This is a genomic window from Phycisphaeraceae bacterium (genome assembly GCA_020639155.1).
Lineage (GTDB): Bacteria > Planctomycetota > Phycisphaerae > Phycisphaerales > UBA1924 > JACKHF01.
Genome location: JACKHF010000002.1, coordinates 518,750 through 537,043, shown reverse-complemented (window position 1 = coordinate 537,043; position 18,294 = coordinate 518,750). Strand labels below are relative to the sequence as shown.

16 protein-coding genes and 2 tRNA genes are annotated in these 18,294 nt (G+C 57.3%); 5 read left to right on the top strand and 13 right to left on the bottom strand.

The features are described 5' to 3' along the window. Nucleotides 1-2 precede the first annotated feature (2 nt). Nucleotides 3-629, bottom strand: coding sequence for a Fe(2+)-trafficking protein (locus tag H6815_12895; protein MCB9861338.1), 627 nt, complete (start codon nucleotides 627-629; stop codon nucleotides 3-5). A gap of 159 nt (nucleotides 630-788) precedes the next feature. Between H6815_12895 and H6815_12890 the strand changes: the two genes are divergently transcribed. Beyond that, nucleotides 789-1,808 (top strand): dihydroorotate dehydrogenase, encoded by a 1,020-nt coding sequence (locus tag H6815_12890; protein ID MCB9861337.1) that lies wholly within the window; start codon nucleotides 789-791, stop codon nucleotides 1,806-1,808. A 62-nt stretch (nucleotides 1,809-1,870) separates the two neighbouring features. On the opposite strand, the gene H6815_12885 is transcribed toward H6815_12890, so the two are convergent. Then, entirely contained in the window at nucleotides 1,871-2,587 is a 717-nt protein-coding gene (locus H6815_12885; protein MCB9861336.1) for a translation initiation factor IF-3, read from the bottom strand. 159 nt (nucleotides 2,588-2,746) lie between these two features. Between H6815_12885 and pheS the strand changes: the two genes are divergently transcribed. Further along, nucleotides 2,747-3,778 (top strand): phenylalanine--tRNA ligase subunit alpha, encoded by a 1,032-nt coding sequence (gene pheS / locus H6815_12880; protein ID MCB9861335.1) that lies wholly within the window; start codon nucleotides 2,747-2,749, stop codon nucleotides 3,776-3,778. Here the strand turns inward: pheS and H6815_12875 are convergent. From H6815_12875 to H6815_12855, 5 genes are all read right to left on the bottom strand, one after another. Next, nucleotides 3,775-4,959 carry a radical SAM protein gene (locus H6815_12875; GenBank protein ID MCB9861334.1) on the bottom strand — a complete coding sequence of 395 codons (1,185 nt, stop codon included), beginning with the start codon at nucleotides 4,957-4,959 and terminating at the stop codon, nucleotides 3,775-3,777. The genes pheS and H6815_12875 overlap by 4 nt on opposite strands. Beyond that, nucleotides 4,959-5,873, bottom strand: a complete 915-nt coding sequence (locus tag H6815_12870) for an NAD(+)/NADH kinase (GenBank protein ID MCB9861333.1) — start codon at nucleotides 5,871-5,873, stop codon at nucleotides 4,959-4,961. The genes H6815_12875 and H6815_12870 overlap by 1 nt, the downstream gene beginning before the upstream one ends. Before the next feature lie 8 nt (nucleotides 5,874-5,881). Continuing rightward, nucleotides 5,882-7,900 (bottom strand): 1-deoxy-D-xylulose-5-phosphate synthase, encoded by a 2,019-nt coding sequence (locus H6815_12865; GenBank protein ID MCB9861332.1) that lies wholly within the window; start codon nucleotides 7,898-7,900, stop codon nucleotides 5,882-5,884. Nucleotides 7,901-8,052: 152 nt separating this feature from the next. Then, entirely contained in the window at nucleotides 8,053-8,979 is a 927-nt protein-coding gene (locus H6815_12860; GenBank protein ID MCB9861331.1) for a polyprenyl synthetase family protein, read from the bottom strand. A 1-nt stretch (nucleotide 8,980) separates the two neighbouring features. Next, nucleotides 8,981-9,442: a PTS sugar transporter subunit IIA gene (locus H6815_12855; protein ID MCB9861330.1), complete on the bottom strand. Its 462-nt coding sequence runs from the start codon at nucleotides 9,440-9,442 to the stop codon at nucleotides 8,981-8,983. Nucleotides 9,443-9,751: 309 nt separating this feature from the next. On the opposite strand from H6815_12855, the gene H6815_12850 reads away from it, so the two are divergent. Then, nucleotides 9,752-11,293 carry a histidine ammonia-lyase gene (locus H6815_12850; GenBank protein MCB9861329.1) on the top strand — a complete coding sequence of 514 codons (1,542 nt, stop codon included), beginning with the start codon at nucleotides 9,752-9,754 and terminating at the stop codon, nucleotides 11,291-11,293. A 39-nt stretch (nucleotides 11,294-11,332) separates the two neighbouring features. Further along, nucleotides 11,333-13,069: a urocanate hydratase gene (gene hutU / locus H6815_12845; GenBank protein ID MCB9861328.1), complete on the top strand. Its 1,737-nt coding sequence runs from the start codon at nucleotides 11,333-11,335 to the stop codon at nucleotides 13,067-13,069. Between the two features lie 77 nt (nucleotides 13,070-13,146). On the opposite strand, the gene H6815_12840 is transcribed toward hutU, so the two are convergent. Then, nucleotides 13,147-13,878 carry a hypothetical protein gene (locus H6815_12840; GenBank protein MCB9861327.1) on the bottom strand — a complete coding sequence of 244 codons (732 nt, stop codon included), beginning with the start codon at nucleotides 13,876-13,878 and terminating at the stop codon, nucleotides 13,147-13,149. Nucleotides 13,879-13,989: 111 nt separating this feature from the next. Here H6815_12840 and H6815_12835 point away from each other — a divergent pair, with 111 nt between their 5' ends. Next, nucleotides 13,990-14,451 (top strand): SRPBCC family protein, encoded by a 462-nt coding sequence (locus tag H6815_12835; protein MCB9861326.1) that lies wholly within the window; start codon nucleotides 13,990-13,992, stop codon nucleotides 14,449-14,451. Nucleotides 14,452-14,533: 82 nt separating this feature from the next. On the opposite strand, the gene H6815_12830 is transcribed toward H6815_12835, so the two are convergent. From H6815_12830 to H6815_12810, 5 genes are all read right to left on the bottom strand, one after another. Further along, on the bottom strand, nucleotides 14,534-15,664 hold the full coding sequence (locus H6815_12830) for a low temperature requirement protein A (GenBank protein MCB9861325.1): 1,131 nt from the start codon (nucleotides 15,662-15,664) through the stop codon (nucleotides 14,534-14,536). A 67-nt stretch (nucleotides 15,665-15,731) separates the two neighbouring features. Further along, entirely contained in the window at nucleotides 15,732-16,241 is a 510-nt protein-coding gene (gene tpx, locus H6815_12825) for a thiol peroxidase (GenBank protein MCB9861324.1), read from the bottom strand. A 146-nt stretch (nucleotides 16,242-16,387) separates the two neighbouring features. Further along, on the bottom strand, nucleotides 16,388-17,929 hold the full coding sequence (gene lpdA, locus H6815_12820) for a dihydrolipoyl dehydrogenase (protein ID MCB9861323.1): 1,542 nt from the start codon (nucleotides 17,927-17,929) through the stop codon (nucleotides 16,388-16,390). Between the two features lie 50 nt (nucleotides 17,930-17,979). Further along, nucleotides 17,980-18,053 (bottom strand) — tRNA-Ala (locus H6815_12815). A gap of 159 nt (nucleotides 18,054-18,212) precedes the next feature. Further along, nucleotides 18,213-18,287: transfer RNA gene (locus H6815_12810), tRNA-Ala, on the bottom strand. Between the last annotated feature and the right edge of the window lie 7 nt (nucleotides 18,288-18,294).

Genomic DNA, 18,294 nt, shown 5'->3' with positions numbered 1-18,294 from the left:
GCTTACGATGCCCCGATCTGTGCCAGCACATCATTGTCAATCCCGAGATACTCGCGCATGTGCAGGTCGTACGTGTCTGCATCCTCTTCACGTGAGAGATCGAGACGCAGTTCATTGATGACCTTCGTACCCTGACGGATCCATGCGTCGAATGTTTCCCGAGAAATGTTCTCATAGATCCATTGCCCGACAGGACCGCGGAACGGCGGACGATCCATCTTGTGTCCAGGTCTTCCTGTCCGCTGGCATGTAAAGGAGCCTGTAGGTGAATCCGGCGTAGCCGAGGGTGGTGGAGCCACATCGGGGATCGGCCTGCCCAGTTTGTGGAGCAGTTCCTCCATCGCCTTCTTCGGCATGAGATCACCCCGCAAGGCAGCAATGGTATATCCGCGCGTCAGGATATCAGCAGCCTTGTCATCCTCTCCCTGGGCAAGATACGCAGCCCCGCAAAGCTGATATGCTTTGGAAAGGTTTTCGTTGAGCCTGATGCACTCCTCAAAGCTGGCTGTCGCCTCTGCAAACCTGCCTGCCTGCGAGTATGCGTTTCCCAGTGAGAAGTGCGCCATCTCGTTGGTGCTGTCCTCTCGAGCCATATTCTCAAACTGAGCGATCCGTTCGTCGATGTTCATGCGGTACTCCAGAGGGCTGGATGCGATGGCACTCAAATAATGTTGTGTAGGCTAGGCGGTCTCTGACGAGGGGCAACACTGCGTCTCTGATTGAGAGCGAATACCTGTCAACCCAGTCGGTTCGGGTCGTCATTTCAGCCTGAAGTGATACAGTTTGTTGTGCCCGATCCAGACCCACAGATCCAGCCAGATGTATCCCAATCCGCGCCAGTTTCACCGATGGAGGTCGATCTGGCAGGACTGACGCTGAGAAATCCTGTGATGCTGGCAGCTGGAACCGCAGGGTATCTTGATGAGATGTCAGAGGTGCTGAGCCTCGACGCGATCGGCGCCGTTGTAACTAAATCGATCACTCGTCACCCTCGTGAAGGCAATCCAACATGGAGGGTGAGGCCGAACCGGGCTGGTATGCTCAACGCAGTAGGGCTTGCCAACATCGGGATGGAAGCATTCCACGAGCATATTGTGCCACGGATCCGATCGGTGCCGACGACGGTCATCGGCTCAATCGCGGGGTTCTCTATTGACGATTATGTCACTGTTGCAGCGATGATGGACGACACCGATGATATCAAGGCTGTTGAACTCAACGTATCATGCCCGAATGTGCATGGTGGCACAGAGTTTGGTGCCGACGAGAAGGCGCTCCGATCATTGATTGCAGCTGTTCGTCCAGTACTGACACGAACGCATCTGTCAGTCAAACTGAGCCCGATTGCAGTTGGAGCGGTTACAGTTGAAGATGTTGCGCGGGCGGCGATTGAGGGACTTGGCCCAACTGGTGGCCCAAACAATAGGCCTGGCGCAGATGTTCTTTGCGTGTCAAACACGATGCCCGCAATGCAGATCGATGTGAAAACACGCAAACCCCTCCTTGCGAACACAACAGGTGGCCTTTCCGGTCCTGCGCTCCATCCGGTTGTCGTGCGACTGATTCACGTGCTGCGTCAGGGTGTGTGCGGAGCAACACGCACACCGATTGTTGGTGCTGGCGGCGTGCTGAACTGGCAGGATGCGGCGCAGTTTATCGTTGCAGGCGCAAACGCTGTGCAGATCGGGACAGGGCTCTTTGTCAATCCAAAGATCCCGCAACGTGTTGTAAGAGGCCTGGATCAGTGGCGACGATCTCTGAATGCAGACTCGATTTCCGACCTTGTTGGCACACTGCAAACTGAATAGATTGCAATGAAAACACCGGGCTGAATGTGAGCCCGGTGCGTGAAGCCTTCTCGTTTATCGCATTAATCGGCCTGAGTTGCAGGCTCTTCAGCGGGTTCCGCCACTGCGGATTCATCTTGTGACTTTGCGTGCTCGTTTTCCTGCTTGCGCCTGATTGATTCGATCTTCGCTTTATCTGGTGCGAGAACCATGGACGCGGCACGCCCAGCCATCTTGGCCGGCGCTTCTACCTTTGAGATATCCTCGAGTTCCTTCGCAGCAATATCGAGATGCTCAAGCCCGAGTTCCTTGTGAACAATCTCGCGTCCCTTGAACCTTTGCACGAAGAGTACCTTGTGACCAGCCAGCAGGAACTTGCGGGCCTGCTCAATGCGAATCTGTACATCGTGCGGATCGATCTTGGCAGATCGTCCAAGACGCACTTCCTTCATTTCCTGTTGTTTGCTTGCAGCACGATTCTTCTGCTCTTTCTTTGAGAGCTCGTACTTGTACTTGCCATAGTCCATGATCTTGCAGACAGGTGGACGTGCATCCGGCACCATTTCAACGAGATCGAGTCCCTGATCCTGCGCCATGCGAATTGCATCGCGCGTATCAACAACACCGATCTGCTCGTTATCGGCACCGATGAGCCTGATCGGGCTCATGCGAATCATGTCATTCACGCGGGTGCGCTTGGGCGCCATCCCCGCTGGGGTCCGAAAGTTGCGCTGGCCTGCGATACTCAGTCTCCTTGTTCGAACTTCTGGGCTTGATGTCTGCCCACGTTGGGCGAGCATCAGTATAGACCAGAACCTGAAAATCCAATCATGTTTTCGGTCGAATGCACTCACCTTGTGTATTTCTTTGCAGTTCTGACGGCTGCTCTGACCAGATCCTGCGCTTCTCCGGCTTCAGGAGACGATGGGGACCTCCTACGATCGCCCATGCCGACGGAAATGCTCGACACCATGGAATCACACGCGCTCGAACAACTGGCGCAGGTACAGGATGCGACCGGGCTTGATATGTGGAAATCCTCATTTTTAGGACCGAAGGGCAGGGTCAAGCAGGCACTTGCTGGTGTGAAAGACGTGGCACCCGAGCATCGCAAAGCGTTCGGTCAGCGAGCCAACGAGATCAATAAGACGCTGATCGAAGCCTTTGAACACCGACGATCGTCTCTGGGGGCGAGCGGCGGGGGATCTGCGAAGGTGAGAGAGATGCTTGATCTCACTGAGCCGGGCATTGTTGAAATGTATCAGTTGGGCAGACGTCATGTCCTGAGTCGCGTGCGGGAAGAACTCGTCGATGTCTTTGCTCGCATGGGGTTTGATGTTGCACAGGGCCCGGAGCTTGAAGACGACGAGCACAACTTTGTCAAGCTGAACATCCCATCGGACCATCCGGCGCGCGACCCGATCGACAACTTCTACGTCGATGATCCTGCGAAGACTGCAACACCACGTATGCTCCGCTCGCAGACGAGTACAGTGCAGATCCGCACCATGGAGCGCGCAGTGCGTGAAGGGTGGGGGCCACCGATCAAGATCATCTCGCCGGGACGCGTATACCGGCCTGACACGGTCGACGCGACGCACTCGTTCATGTTCCATCAGCTCGAAGGATTGTACATCGACCACGACGTGTCTATGGCCGATCTGAAGAGCACATTGCTTCACTTTGCGAGAGCGTACTTTGGTGAGGGTGCCGACGTGCGCCTGCGCCCGAGCTACTTCCCGTTCACCGAGGTCAGCGCAGAGTTTGACATGAAGATTGCGTTGCGACCGGGCGATCCTCCAAAGTGGATCGAACTGGGCGGTTGCGGCATGGTTGATCCGCTCGTGCTCGACGCGTGCGGGATTGATCCCGAGCGATGGACAGGATTCGCGTTCGGGTTTGGAATTGAACGACTTGCGATGGGCAAGTACAACATCCCCGACATCCGCATGCTGTTCGAGAACGATCTCCGGTTCCTGAATCAGATTTAGGACTCAGCTTCGACAAGTGTCCGGTTGCGAATTTTTTCGTTGCCGAGCTGCCCGCACGCGCCCATGAGTGTGCGCCCCTTGGTTCTGCGCCTGCGCGTGGGGATCGACTCCTCAATCATCCAGTCGATGAACTGCTCGGTCTGTTCTTCTGTGGGGGCTGGCCAGGGCGAGTTGCGGCGCGGGTTGTAGGGTATGACGTTCAGCATCACGTGCGGCTTGGGTGACGAGAGCGGCCTGAGATAGTTTGCCAGTTCTCGCGCGTGCTCACGCTCGTTGTTTACACCTGGAATCAACACGTACTCGACACACAGCTTTGTGTTACCCTTCTGTGGCCAGTCGATCATCGCCTGACGGAGATCCTCCATCGGTGATGCACGGTTGATTGGCATGATCGAGGAACGAATCTCGTCGTTGGGCGCGTTGAGTGAGATCGCAAGCCCGAGCCTGTGCCAGCCCGGTTGCTTCGCGTGACGCGAGAGCCTCTCGATCCCCTCAACCCTGCCGACGGTCGAGACAGTGATGTTGCTCATCGCGACAGCCGGCCCACGATGATCAGTCAGCACTGCAATCGAATCAATCACGTTGTCGAGATTGTCCATGGGCTCGCCCATGCCCATGAACACGATATTCTTTGGACGGATGCCGACGTGGTACGTCGCAGCAAACCACTGGTGGACAATCTCCCGCACGGTGAGCGAGCGGATCAGCCCCATCTGTGCTGTCTCGCAGAACGTGCATCCCATCGCGCAGCCGACCTGGCTCGACACGCACAGGGTGTAAAACCGATGCTGCATGCGCGCAAGCATCGGAATGCAGACAGATTCCACCTCAAGTGAGTCGGCATCACTGTTGAGTACATTCAATGAAGACGTAGTTGAAGGTTTCAGTCTGCCGGTGCCCTTGACGCGCGTCAGAAACTTGACCACGTCGCCCTCGGATGTTGTTTCACGGAGTGTGCGTACAACATCCGGCATGTTGATCTGATACGGAATGCCATCGCGGAGCACAACATCCGTCGGCACAATACCCTCACGATGTAATCGGGAGAAGATCTCTGTTGCGCGCGGCTTTCCGCCGATGAGCTTCCCGTCCCACGCGTCAACAAACTGATTGTGCGTCAACGAAAATGGGTCGGGCGCGTGCCATGCTACAGGTTCTGTGTGTCCGTTGTCTGATGCCATCACTTGCCCGCCTCGCCGTTGCGGCGCTGGGCATCAACACGGGGCTCGTGTCCCCAGTGGAGCTTCGTTGTGAGCGTCTCCCAGTAGTTTGATTGCGGGTTCTCGACAATCGTCGCGGCATTGTCGGCTCGCTTGATGGTAATCCGATCACCCACATGTACCGACGAGACGATGTGCCCATCGAGCACGAGTGCGGTGCCCGCATCCGGGTTTGAATCGTTGCTGTCGTTCGCGCGCAGCACCTCGATCACGACACTACACGAACCCGGCACAACGATGGGTCTGTACGCGAGCGAGTGTGCTGCGATCGGTGTGATCGCAAAGACATCGGATCCCGGCCCGATGATCGGTCCGCCCGCGCTGACGTTGTATGCGGTCGAGCCGGTTGGCGTGGATACGAGTAAGCCATCACCTGAAAGCTGCGGTCCAGGCTGGCCGTCAAGTTCGATGTCCAGTTCGATCATCCGATAGGGCGGGCCTGCGGTGATCACCGCTTCGTTCAATGCTGTCCCCAGATACTTCTGCGGATGCATCTTTGAAGAGATCGATGCTTCGATCATGATGTGCGATGTTGTCTCGTATGTGTTATCATGCAGGATCGACTTTGCCTGCGAAACAAACGAATCAACATCGAACTGGGCAAGAAAGCCGAGCCTGCCAGCGTTTATGCCGAGGATCGGCAGCTTTGTGTGCGCGGTGCGTCGAGCGGTCGAAAGGATCGTGCCATCGCCACCAACTGCAATGATGATGGTCGCGCCATTCGGCTCAACCAGCGAGGTCTCATGCGGCCCATCACTGATCTGCGTGTGCTTCACACCGAGCGAATCGAGCGCATCACGCACGCGCGATGTGATAGCGCCGACCGCCGGTCGCTCGTGGTTCACAAGCAGCAGGGCATGTGTGTGGTTGGGCATTGTCACAGTCAGCGTAGTTTCTGATCCTGGGTGTGCTGGGCTGGTATCAGCTTTGGTTCGATCTTTGCCTGGCTTCCGGAAGCAGGCGCGTCGTGGTGCTCCGCAAGGAAGTGTGCTATCGACGACGCGATGCCGCCTGCATCGAGCCCGACCTCGGCCAGTTGTTCATTCCGCGAGTTCTGATGGACCCATCGATCGGGCAAACCGAGCCTGAGCACACGTGGCGCTGGCTTTTCTGACGTGTTCACGATCTCCTGCACAGCGTCGGTCACAGCTGCGCCAAATCCACCAACGACAGAGTGATCCTCGATCGTCACAATGGGGGTCTGTCGTTCGACGAGTGTTCTGATCAGTTCTACATCAACCGGCTTAGCAAATCGTGCGTCGTAGACTGCAACCTGATGGGTGGCAAGTGTGTGTGCTGCGTGCATTGCGTCGATTGCGCACGTGCCATACGCCAGCACCACAACATCCACATTGTGTGATGCGTCTGAAGGATCAACGTCGGAAGTCAGCAATCGTGCTCTGCCGATTTCAAACGCGGGGCATGACTCACTTGCAAACATGCCTGACACATTGTCGCGCGGATAGCGAACTGCCGAGAGTCCCTCGTCATACCCGGCCATGAATGCGAGCGAAGCCTTGAGCGAGGGCTCATCTATTGCTGCCATCAGACACGAAGCTGGGAGAGTGCGAAGGAGCGCGATATCGCAGAATCCATGGTGGACTGCGCCGTCACCACCAACCAAGCCTGCGCGGTCAAGACACAAACGAACAGGAAGCGACTGGAGCGAGGATTCCTGGAACGCCTGATCGAATGCCCGCTGGAGGAAGGTCGAGTACACTGCGAAGAACGGCTTGTACCCGGCAAATGCGAGCCCGGCCATCATGTCCATCGCGTGCGATTCGCAAATGCCTGTGTCCCACGTGCGGGTCGGGAATGTCTCGATTGCTTTGACAACACCGGTGCCATCGGGCATCGCAGCTGTGCACGCAACGACAGATTCGTCACGCTGCATCAGATCGACAAGCGCATCACCGAACGCTGCTGTGAAAGAGCGGCCGGACGATTTCATTGTCGCGGTGTTGCCCTCGAGTTTGAACGCAGCGGGGGAGTGGAACTTTGTCGCGTCATTCTCCGCAACGTCGAGACCTTTGCCCTTGGTTGTCTTGACCCACAAGACCATGGGACGCTCAAGATCGCGAGCCTCCGACAGGAATCCGATCAACTGCTGGATGTTGTGCCCGTCGATGGGTCCCGCAGTCACGAGACCAAACCGCTCGAACCATGCGTCCTCAGCGATGATAGCCTTCGTCATCTCGCCAACCTGGTGGTATGCCTCACGAAGCAATGATCCACCCGGCACATGCTTGAGCACCGATCGTGCGCCCTTTTTGAAATCGGCGTACGTGGGGGAGATGCGGAGTCGATCGAAGTACTGCGACACCGCACCCTGCGGCTTGGAGATCGACATCGAGTTGTCGTTGAGCACAACCAGAAACTGGCGTTTCAATGTGCCCGCGTTGTTGAGCCCTTCCATTGCAACGCCGTTCACAATCGATGCGTCACCAATCAATGACACCACCCGCCGTCCATCCGGATTGTCTTTCGCGTCGTAGGCCTGACCAGCAAGGCTGTCCCCACGGGCAATGCCTACCGCAGTCGAGATCGCTGTACCAGCATGCCCGACGCTGAACAGGTCGTAGGGGGATTCTGACGGTGCCGGAAACCCCGACATGCCCTTGCGTGTGCGAAGATCCTTAAGCAAGTGCTGACGACCGGTGAGCAGTTTGTGCGGATAGCACTGATGCCCGACATCAAACAGCAAACGATCGTGCCCAAAGTCAAAGACATAATGGAGCGCGATGGTCAACTCAACAACACCAAGATTCGGCGCAAGATGTCCGCCGGACTTTGATACCTGCGCGATAATCTTCTCGCGGATCTCCTGCGCGACCTGCGGCAGTTGCTCAACACTCAGCTTACGAAGATCAGCAGGGGAGTTGATGGTTTCAAGCAGGCCCAACGCGTCTTACCTCATGTCTTCAAAGTCGAGTGAAAATCTGTTTGCTCAAAGTACGTCAACCGAAACTGTTTCGCTCTCCGGACTGTCTGTGTTCGGCACAAAGCAGATTCGCCCATCATTCTATTCGGAGATTCCCGAGTTGGCTTGCCAACCTAACGCGTGCGTGTCGCAAGCATCTGAGCAAAGTCCGAGAGTTCTTCCTGCATGCAGGGCAACCGAGTTGTTTCTCGAATCGCGTCAGCGAGCAGCGCGTCGACCCGTTTCCTTGACGCGTCAATCCCAATCAGCCTCGGAAATGTCAGCTTGCCCATGGCTTCGTCCTTCCCAGCTGTCTTGCCGAGTTCATCGGTCGAACACTCAACGTCCAGAAGATCGTCAACAATCTGGAACATCAAGCCGATCGATCGCGCGTACGAGGTCGCAGCTTCGAGATAGTCTGGCGATGCCTGCGCTGAAATGGCACCCATCCGTGCAGCAGCAGTCAGCAGAGCACCTGTCTTCTTCGCGTGCATTCGCTCAAGCGAGGCGAGTGGCTCTGCATCAGGCTCAGCGTCACCTAATGTGTCGATCACCTGTCCGTCGATCATTTCACGGGTTGCGATGGCCAACTCACGCGAAAGTTGTGCTGAGTTTGTATCGGCAGCAATCGTCTCGTGCGCAAGGCTCAGCAAGAGATCGCCAACGAGGATCGCCAATGGTTCACCAAACTTCACATGGACTGTGGGTTTGCCACGACGCAGTATGTCATTATCAAGTGCAGGCAGATCATCATGAACCAGACTGAAACAATGCACCAGTTCGACACCTGCCGCGGCGTGCAGAGCCCTCTCTGCTGAACCGCCGCACGCACCGCAGATCAGCTGCGCCAGAACTGGACGCAACCGTTTTCCTCCAGAAAAAACAGCATACTCAGCAGCTTCACGGAGTAACGTGTGGTGTATCCCGGAATCGGCTACCAATCGTCGAAGATACGTATCAACACGATCACGACACAACACAACAAACGCGTGCAATTGCTGATCCGATCGCTCAAGATTCACATCATGATCTGGCACAGCACTGACTCGCAAGCCATTCATGTCACACGGCCGCACTTTGTCCGCGGATCAGATCAATGATCTGTTCGCTGGTTGCCGCCTCGTACATCTGCTCGCGGAACTCGGGAACAGTCATCATTCTGCTGATCGCAGCAAGCGTCGAGATATGCTCACTGTTCTTGTCAACCGGACTGGCAAGCAGCACAACCAACTTCACCATTTGACCATCGAGCGCTTCAAAGTCGACAGGCTCCTTTGGTTTGCCAATTGCAAGCACAACGCGCTCCTGCGAGGCGGTCTTGCCATGTGGGATAGCAAGCCCAAGCCCGATGCCGGTCGTGCGCGTGCATTCGCGACTCCAGACAGCATCTGCAAGTGCTTTGGAATCGTTGACAAGGCCCGCTTCACTCAGGACGCCAACGAGTTCATCGATAATCTCGCGCTTCTCTGTAGAGACCAGAGGCACCTTGACACACTCGGGTTGGATGAGATCCATCAAATTCACGCGTTCAATCCTCTCGCAACAACTGCACGCCTCTCATAAATTTTAGTGTGAAAGCGTATGCCGAACGTTGTGCGAAAAACGATTCTCTGGCATTTGCCATGAGAGCCAGGATTGCAGAAATCATCAATACGCTACATAATATACATTATAGGACCTTATGTGCGATACGCTGCAACTGGCAGAGGATTCGGCTGGCACATACTCCACAGGGAGCCCAAAGCGGTTGTATCGAATTGCGACGCATCTTCTCTATCATCGACGCTCACACTCTGACAGCAATATCTCTCTGGCTCAAACACCGGATTGCACATGACACATCAGCATCTCGTTCGACTCGATCATCCACTCCAGATTCACGACATCGTGGCGGTCGCGAATAGCACCGCACACCTGGACTTTGACTCAGCCACGCGCGACCGCATTCAAGCGTGCCGGAACACACTCGAACAGTCGATGAAGCGTCCCGAGCCGATCTATGGCGTCAACACGGGATTTGGCTCACTCTCAAAGCAGCGCATCTCGAACGATCAACTCGGCGATCTCCAGATCAACCTGCTCAGGTCACACGCAGCAGGTATTGGTGATCCGCTCCCGATTCCAGTCGTTCGCGCAATGATGGCCTTGCTTGCTGCATCGCTTGCTCGCGCAGTATCTGGTGTTCGTCCTGTTGTCATCGATCAGATTATCAAACTGCTCGACGCTCAGATCACCCCTGTTGTTCCCTCCGTCGGATCCGTCGGCGCATCGGGTGATCTTGCGCCGCTTGCGCATCTCGCGCTCGTGCTGTGTGGTGAGGGAAGAGCATACTTGAACAACTCCATTGTTGACGGTGCTGAAGCACTTAAGCAATCGGGCATTGAACGCATCTCATTGCAGGCCAAGGAAGGGCTCGCACTCATCAACGGCACGCATCTCATGGCTGCTCGCGCAGCTCTCTTGTGCAATCGCCTCCAAAGACTCACGGATGCAGCAGTGATTGCAAACGCCATGGCAATCGATTCGTGCAAGGCAACAGACTCATTCCTTGATTCGCGTGTCTATGTTGCTCGCAACCAGCCCGGCCCTGCGTTGGTTGCTGAACTTTTGACATCTGTGCTCGATGGGAGCGGGATCATCACATCGCATGAGACAAACGACTCGCGTGTGCAGGATCCCTATTCGTTCCGTTGCTCCCCTGCTGTGCTCGGCGCAGCGATCGACACACTCGGGTATGTGCGCGATGTTGTCAAACGCGAGATCAACGCGGTCACAGACAATCCATTGGTGTTCGACAATGGCGATATCGTCTCAGCTGGCAACTTCCACGGGATGCCGATCGCGATTCCGCTCGACATGATCTCCGTCGCTGTGTCGCACATCGCTGGCATCTCGGAGCGCCGCACCTTCTGGACACTTGCTGCACGTGAAGCAGAGATGGAACTGCCCGCGTATCTGAGTGCGTCGCCCGGCTTGCACTCGGGACTCATGATCGCACAGTACACGGCGGCTGCGTGCTGCAACGAGATCATCGGGCTCGCGAACCCTGCAAGCGTTGCGAACATTTCAACGAGCGCGGGGATCGAGGATTACAACTCGTTCGGGCCGCGCGCTGCAGCGAAGGCGGACCGCGCTGTCGAACTGGCAGAGCGTGTCATCGCGATCGAGATGCTGTGCTCGCTTGAGGGCATCCGCAGACATCGTCCACTGCGCAGCGGCACTGGCGTCGAACAGGCTGTCGAGTTGCTCAATAGCGTCATCCCCCCCTATGACGCTGACCGCTCGCCGAGCCCGGACATCGAAGCCATCGCATCGATGATCCGCGACGGCACGTTTGCAGAGGCTCTTCCCAAATCGGCATTCCCGATCGACTGAACTGCACCAGTGTTCGTGATGAAAACGCTATAGTTTCGCATGACGACACACACAACAGCACACACGGACGCTCTTCCCGGCGCGCGCACCGTTCGCGCTCCTCGCGGCACAACAAAGCAGTGCGCAACATGGCAGGCCGAAGCCGCGATGCGCATGCTTATGAACAACCTCGATCCGGAGGTCGCTGAGCACCCCGACAAGCTTGTTGTCTACGGCGGACGCGGGCAGGCGGCACGGTCATGGGCCGCGTTTGACGCGATTGTTGCGAGCCTGAAATCACTCGCTGCCGACGAAACACTGCTTGTGCAGTCGGGCAAACCGGTCGGCATTGTCAAAACGCACGTTGATGCGCCTCGCGTCATGATCGCGAACTCGAATCTGGTCCCCCACTGGGCAACGCAGAAGCACTTTGACGATCTCGCAGCACGCGGATTGATGATGTACGGGCAGATGACCGCGGGATCGTGGATCTACATTGGCACGCAGGGCATTCTGCAAGGGACGTACGAGACGTTCGCCGAGTGCGCACGCCAGCACTTCGGTGGCACGCTCAAAGGCAGACTCTGCGTTACGGCCGGGTGCGGCGGGATGGGCGGCGCGCAGCCGCTCTCTGTCACGCTCAATGGCGGCGTGTGCTTGATCGCGGACGTCGATCAGACGCGCCTCGACCGTCGCCTCCATGACAACTATCTCGACGAGATTGCCCCCACTATCGACGCGGCAATCGACGCGAGCTTGCAGTACACAAAGTCAGGAACCGCGCGCAGTGTCGGCGTGTGCTGCAACGCCGTCGAACTGTTGCAAGCGCTCATCGATCGAAACATCACGCCTGATGCTCTGACGGACCAGACAAGCGCACACGATCCACTCGAAGGCTACGTCCCCGAAGGGATGTCCATGGACGATGCTGCTGAGCTTCGCACACGCGATGCCAACGAGTACCAACGCAGAAGCATCGACACGATGACAAAGCACGTGCAGCAGATGGTGCAGCTCCAGCAGCGCGGCGCGAAGGCGTTCGACTATGGCAACAACATCCGCCAGCGCGCCAAGGAGAACGGGTACTCTGGCGCGTTCGCGTTCCCCGGGTTCGTGCCCGCGTACATCAGGCCGCAGTTCTGCGAGGGACGCGGGCCGTTCCGCTGGGTTGCGCTCTCGGGCGATCCAGTCGACATCTTCAAGACCGACAAGGCGCTGCTTGATCTCTTCCCGAACCACGAGGGCCTGCGTCGCTGGCTGCTTGGTTGCCATGCGAATCCGGACGCGCTGCTCGCGGGCGACTTTGCTAGTTGCGCGCCGCGCTTCGGCTGGCAGGGCCTCCCGTCGCGCATCTGCTGGCTCGGGCTCGGCGAACGAGACAAGGCCGGCGTCATGTTCAACGACATGGTTGCAGACGGCACCGTCAGCGCCCCCATCGTCATCGGTCGCGATCATCTCGACTGCGGCTCGGTCGCGTCACCAAACCGCGAGACCGAAGCAATGAAGGACGGCACCGATGCGGTGAGCGATTGGCCGCTCCTGAACTTCGGCGTGAACATCGCGTCGGGCGCGTCGTGGGTAAGTTTCCATCACGGCGGCGGCGTTGGCATCGGGTACTCGCAGCACGCGGGTCAGGTGATCGTTGCCGACGGCACACCCGAAGCTCGAAGCAGGCTCGAACGCGTGCTGACGAACGATCCGATGATGGGCATCTTCAGACACGTCGACGCTGGGTATGACGAAGCGAACGCGTGCGCAGCAAAGTGCAATGTGAAGATTCCGATGCAGGAGAAGTGAACTACAGAGGGCACGGAGCACACAGAGAAGCAAGATGCTGCAGGAGCCCCACTTTCATTCCTCGCGTGAGAAAGTAGCTATGATCCAGATGTTCCGTTTGAACCGCTGTGAACACGGTCGCAATCTAACTCTGTATTGCACTCTGGACAGCGATCAGACTCGAGACCGCTCATGTCGTATCCGCACTTCACACAACGACCCCGTTTTCGCCTCCATGTTCTTTTTCTTCTTGTAACGAACCACCTTGCGCCGATGACACATCCAAACATACAAAGCACGTTGACGGCCAGCGCAAGGGGATAGACACCAACGGGTACGTGAACAGAGCCATACATCGGGACATGGATTCGTCGCGCATACGTCTTGTCCCGCCCCTTCTTGGGGCCGCCAAGCATTGCATAGTCGATCCGATAGACACACGGCAATGGAAAGCCATACGACTTGATCTCAAACACAAAGTATCGCCGCTTTTCATGCAATGCAATGATGCGATCGGGATATGCGTCGGCACGACGTATGTTCAGAACATCCCACGCCGTGTTGCCATTCTCATCGGGCAGGAACCAACTGTCATCCTTGATTGTGTTTCCGTCGTATGCACCTCCAATCGTCCATGAGAGTTCACGTATATACCACTCCGGCCTGTCCTTGGAATGCAGCGCGTAGGCTTGTAGACGTGGCATCATCCATGTGCCAATCCTTGAATCTAGGATGAGCACCGAAGCAAACGCACATGCAAACGTGAGGACGAGAGCGAGCACTCCCGGCACTATGGTGAAGCGAAGAAGGGACACCATCGTGTTTTTCATTGCCACTATTGTATCTTCGCCCCGCCGTCATCCCGCCCATCAATGAAGCTCCGGAATACAGTGAGTAAACCGAAATAATCGCCGCAACACACACTTACACAGGACCCACCAATGGCAGATACCGCATCAGGCAATACCGTTCGGTTGCACCGCATCCTTCGTGCGCCCGCCGAGCACGTGTACAAGGCGTTCCTCGATCCCGCGGCTCTGTGCAAGTGGATGGCGCCGCACGGCTTTGTGGGAACCGTTCATCACATAGACGCGCGCGTCGGCGGCACATACAAGATGTCGTTCACGAACTTCCGTACCGGCACGTCGCACTCGTTCGGCGGAACGTACGTGGAGCTCACGCCGCATTCGACGATCCGATACGTTGACGCGTTCGACAATCCCGAACTGTCAAACGAGATGTCGGTGACGATACAACTCAGGCCCGTTGCGTGCGGCACGGAGCTGAACATCGTGCAGGAAAACGTGCCACCGCAGATACCGGTCGAGTTCTGCTACTCGGGTTGGCAGGAATCGCTCACGCTTCTGGCGTTGCTTATTGAAGCGGATATTCCGGACCAGTAAAAGCAGCGAGGTTTTCGAGAGCTTCAGGTATGGGTGCCACTCGTAAGCTCGTGCGGTGAGTACTGCTAATCCAGCCGCAGCGTCATTCGACTGCATTGTGATACACAACCACCACCGCCATTGTTAATGCAGCCAGCGTTCCCGCGACGATCGCGACGCTGATCGAAGTGAACGGCGCGAGCAGCACAAGAGCAATCGCTCCAAAGTACGCGACCGACACGACGTGCTTGAGCGGCATGCACCTCGACTGTGCAAACCACAGACTCAGCAGATAGACCGCCACAGGAATCGACACCGCGTAACCGGCCCACAGTCCGGACAGGTGCTCGGTGTGATGCGTTGCGTCGTCAACCGAGACCCCGATCCCCGCACCAACCGCTACCGCTGAAGCGAACACGAAGTAGTGCGAATATCCCCAGAGGAATGCGCGCCGGGACGTTGTCAGGATCGTGTGCTGGGGCCGTGCAAAGTACAACCACCACATCGAGAAGATGATGACCGGTGCCGACACGATCACAACCCACAATGATGCCGAGATGCCGTGGGCATCGAGCGCCTGCTCGATTGCCATTGTCGCAGCAAGGACGGATTCACCGATCACGATGATCGTCAGGAGCCCATAGCGTTCCACGATGTGATGCGGATGCCAGCTTGTCGGCTTTGCGCGCTCTGCCCACGCTGGTACGCACAGTTCGAGCGGCGCGCACACTAGCCAGCCATACATCCATTGATCATGAGGAAGAAGAAGCAACAGCACCCAGCCGACCTGGCACATCACAATACCGATCGCGTATCGAAGCGCGGTTGTGCGATACTCCGGCGACGCCTTTGCAGCACGCAGCCACTGCGCAACAAGCCCGAGGCGCATAATGACATACCCGGCTGTGATAAGCCTGTAGTCCGTGTGCTCGAACGCGCGAGGCACACCCGCCGCAAGCACCAGCACCCCCACCATCTGCACCAGCACCTTCAATCGATACACCACGTCGTCAGTATCAAACGCGGATGCGAACCAGGCAAACCCCATCCAAGCCCACCAGATCGCAAAGAACACGAGCCCAAACGAGAGCACCGGCCCGAACCCCTGACCGTGCGCGATCGCGTGATGCAATCCTGCTGCCGCCTGCGCAATCGCGACGACAAAGCAGAGGTCGTAGAGCAGTTCGAGCGGCGTCGCTGCGCGATGCTGCTCGTGCGGATCGCGCGACGTCATTGGCACAACCAGCCCGCCAGCCGCGCGCTCGTGATGGTTCGGTGTCTCAGTCACGATCGATTATTGTTTACTTTGCAGCAGCGAGCACCGCGTCGTAATCAGGCTCGCTGGCGATCTCCGACACGATCTGCTCATATCTAATCACGCCACTTGGATCGACGACGTACACTGCCCGTGCGAGCAGACCGTTCTCGCTCATGCGAAGCCCGAACGCGTGCGCGAAGTCGCGATCCTTGAAGTCGCTCGCGGTCACAATCCGCTCAACGCCGTGCGCACCGCACCAGCGTTTCTGTGCCATGGGCAGGTCCATGGAGATCGTCAGGACCACGACATTGTCGCCAAGCGCCGACGCCTTCTCGTTGAATGTGCGCGTCTCAAGATCGCACACAGGCGTATCAAGGGACGGAACGGAGCTGACAATGACGGTCTTACCGCGATAGTCGCTGAGCTTGACCGGCGACATGTCGTTACCGAGCACGGTGAAATCGGGCGCGGTCTGGCCGACCCTCACACCATCACCCTCGAGTGTCATCGCATTCCCGCGGAGTGTAACAAGGCCCGTGCGTGTGTGTGACATAGTGTGTGACTCGTCCTGAGCGCAGCCTGCAATACACAGAATCGCGCCGAGTGTGATGGTGGGAATGAACTTTGAACGCAGCGAAGCCACTCTTCTGGGAACCATAGTTCTGCTCCTGTGTATGCGTGCCAACTTATGGTTCAACTTTACGCGTGAATAACGCGACCTTCTGACGCGAGAGCCGCTTCGTGGATCGCCTCGTGCATCGTTGGGTGCGCGTGAACGGTTGCGATGAGTTCCTCGCTGGTTGCTTCAAGTCGACGCGCAAGGCTCATCTCAGCAATGAGCTCGGTCGCCTGATCGCCCATGATGTGCGCGCCGAGAATCTCACCACGGGGAAGGCCGCGGATGATCTTGACGAATCCGTCTGTGTGCGCTGCTGCAATCGCCTTGCCGTGCGCAGTGAACCCATACTTGCCGACCTGGTAATCCTCGCCGGCCTTGAGCCCCTGCGCCTTGAGCGCTTCCTCGGTGAACCCGACACTGGCAACCTGCGGCTGGCAGTATGTGCAGCCGGGGATGATCGTGTAGTCCATCGGGTATGGCTCGTGGTGCTTCTTCGGATCCTTGCGCCACGCGATGCGCTCGACGCACAGGATCGCTTCCTCACTCGCCACATGCGCGAGCCACGGCGGGCCAATCACATCCCCCACCGCGTAAATGCCCTCAAGATTTGTCTTGTAATCGATCGCTTCGTTGCGTGTCTTGCCGGGCACAAAGTCGGTCACGATGTGATCACGCTCGATCTTGAGTCCAAGCGACGGATCGCACAGGCCGTCTGTGCGTCCCTTCACACCGATCGCGAGCAGCACGCGGTCAGCACTGAGCACTTCCTTCTTCGATTCGTCAGCCTTGCCATCCTTCATGGGCGCGACGGTGACCTTGACACCCGTCTTCGTCGTCTCGATGTTCATCGTCATCGTGGACGTGCGGATGTCGTAGCCTTCCTTTTTGTAGACGCGATCCATCGCCTTGGAGACCTCGCCATCTTCGACTGGCAGGATGCGATCCTGCATCTCAATGATGGTGACCTTCGTCCCCATCTGGTGGTAGAAGTAGCCGAACTCCATCCCGATTGCGCCAGCGCCGACAACGATAAGGCTCTTGGGCTGTTCCTTGTTGTACATCGCCTCGCGAGCGCCCCAGATCATTTTGCCATCAAACTTTGCAAACGGCAGATCGCGCGCGACCGAACCTGTCGCGACAATGACATGATCCGCAGTGATCGTCTCGCGCGTCTTGCCGGGCTTTGCTGGCGCGCTGGTCAACTCTTCCTGGACAGCACAATCCTGGATCTCGATCTTGCAGGGCGAACTTCCCTTGCGAGCAGCAACGATCTTCGCGTTGCCCTCGATGTGGGTGATCTTGTTCTTCTTGAAGAGGAATCCGATGCCGTTGTTGAGTTTACCAGCGACATCGCGGCTGCGACCGATGATCTTGTCCCAGTCGAGATCAACCTTGCCGCCGATCTTGAGCCCCCAGAAATCGGGCTTGTGGAGTTTCTCCATCAACTCGGCATTTGAGAGCAGTGATTTGGACGGGATGCAGCCCCAGTTAAGACACACGCCGCCGAGCTTTGCACGCTCGACGCAGGCGACTTTGAATCCGAGCTGGGCAGCCCGGATCGCGCCGACGTAGCCGGCCGGCCCTCCACCAATAACGACCACGTCGTAATGTGCGCCAGCCATGCTGCGTCCTTTCGTCTCTGAGATGTCGCTGCTGTGAAGATGGTGAGAAATGGAGCGGAAGGGACTCGAACCCTCAACTTCCAGCTTGCAAAGCTGGCACTCTACCAAATTGAGTTACCGCCCCGCGGGGTTTCCTCACAGCAGCCGAAATGCATCGGCTGTTGTGGGCGGAGAGTGTAGACGCATGACCCACAGAGGCCAAATCCGGACACAGAATCAAGGAAGAACAGCACCGAAAATCAAAGACACGGGTCGGAGGCTGGTCCGACCCGTGCTCATCACGTGGAGGCGAAGAGACTCGAACTCTCGACCTCTTCCATGCCATGGAAGCGCTCTACCAAAGCTGAGCTACGCCCCCGCAAAGA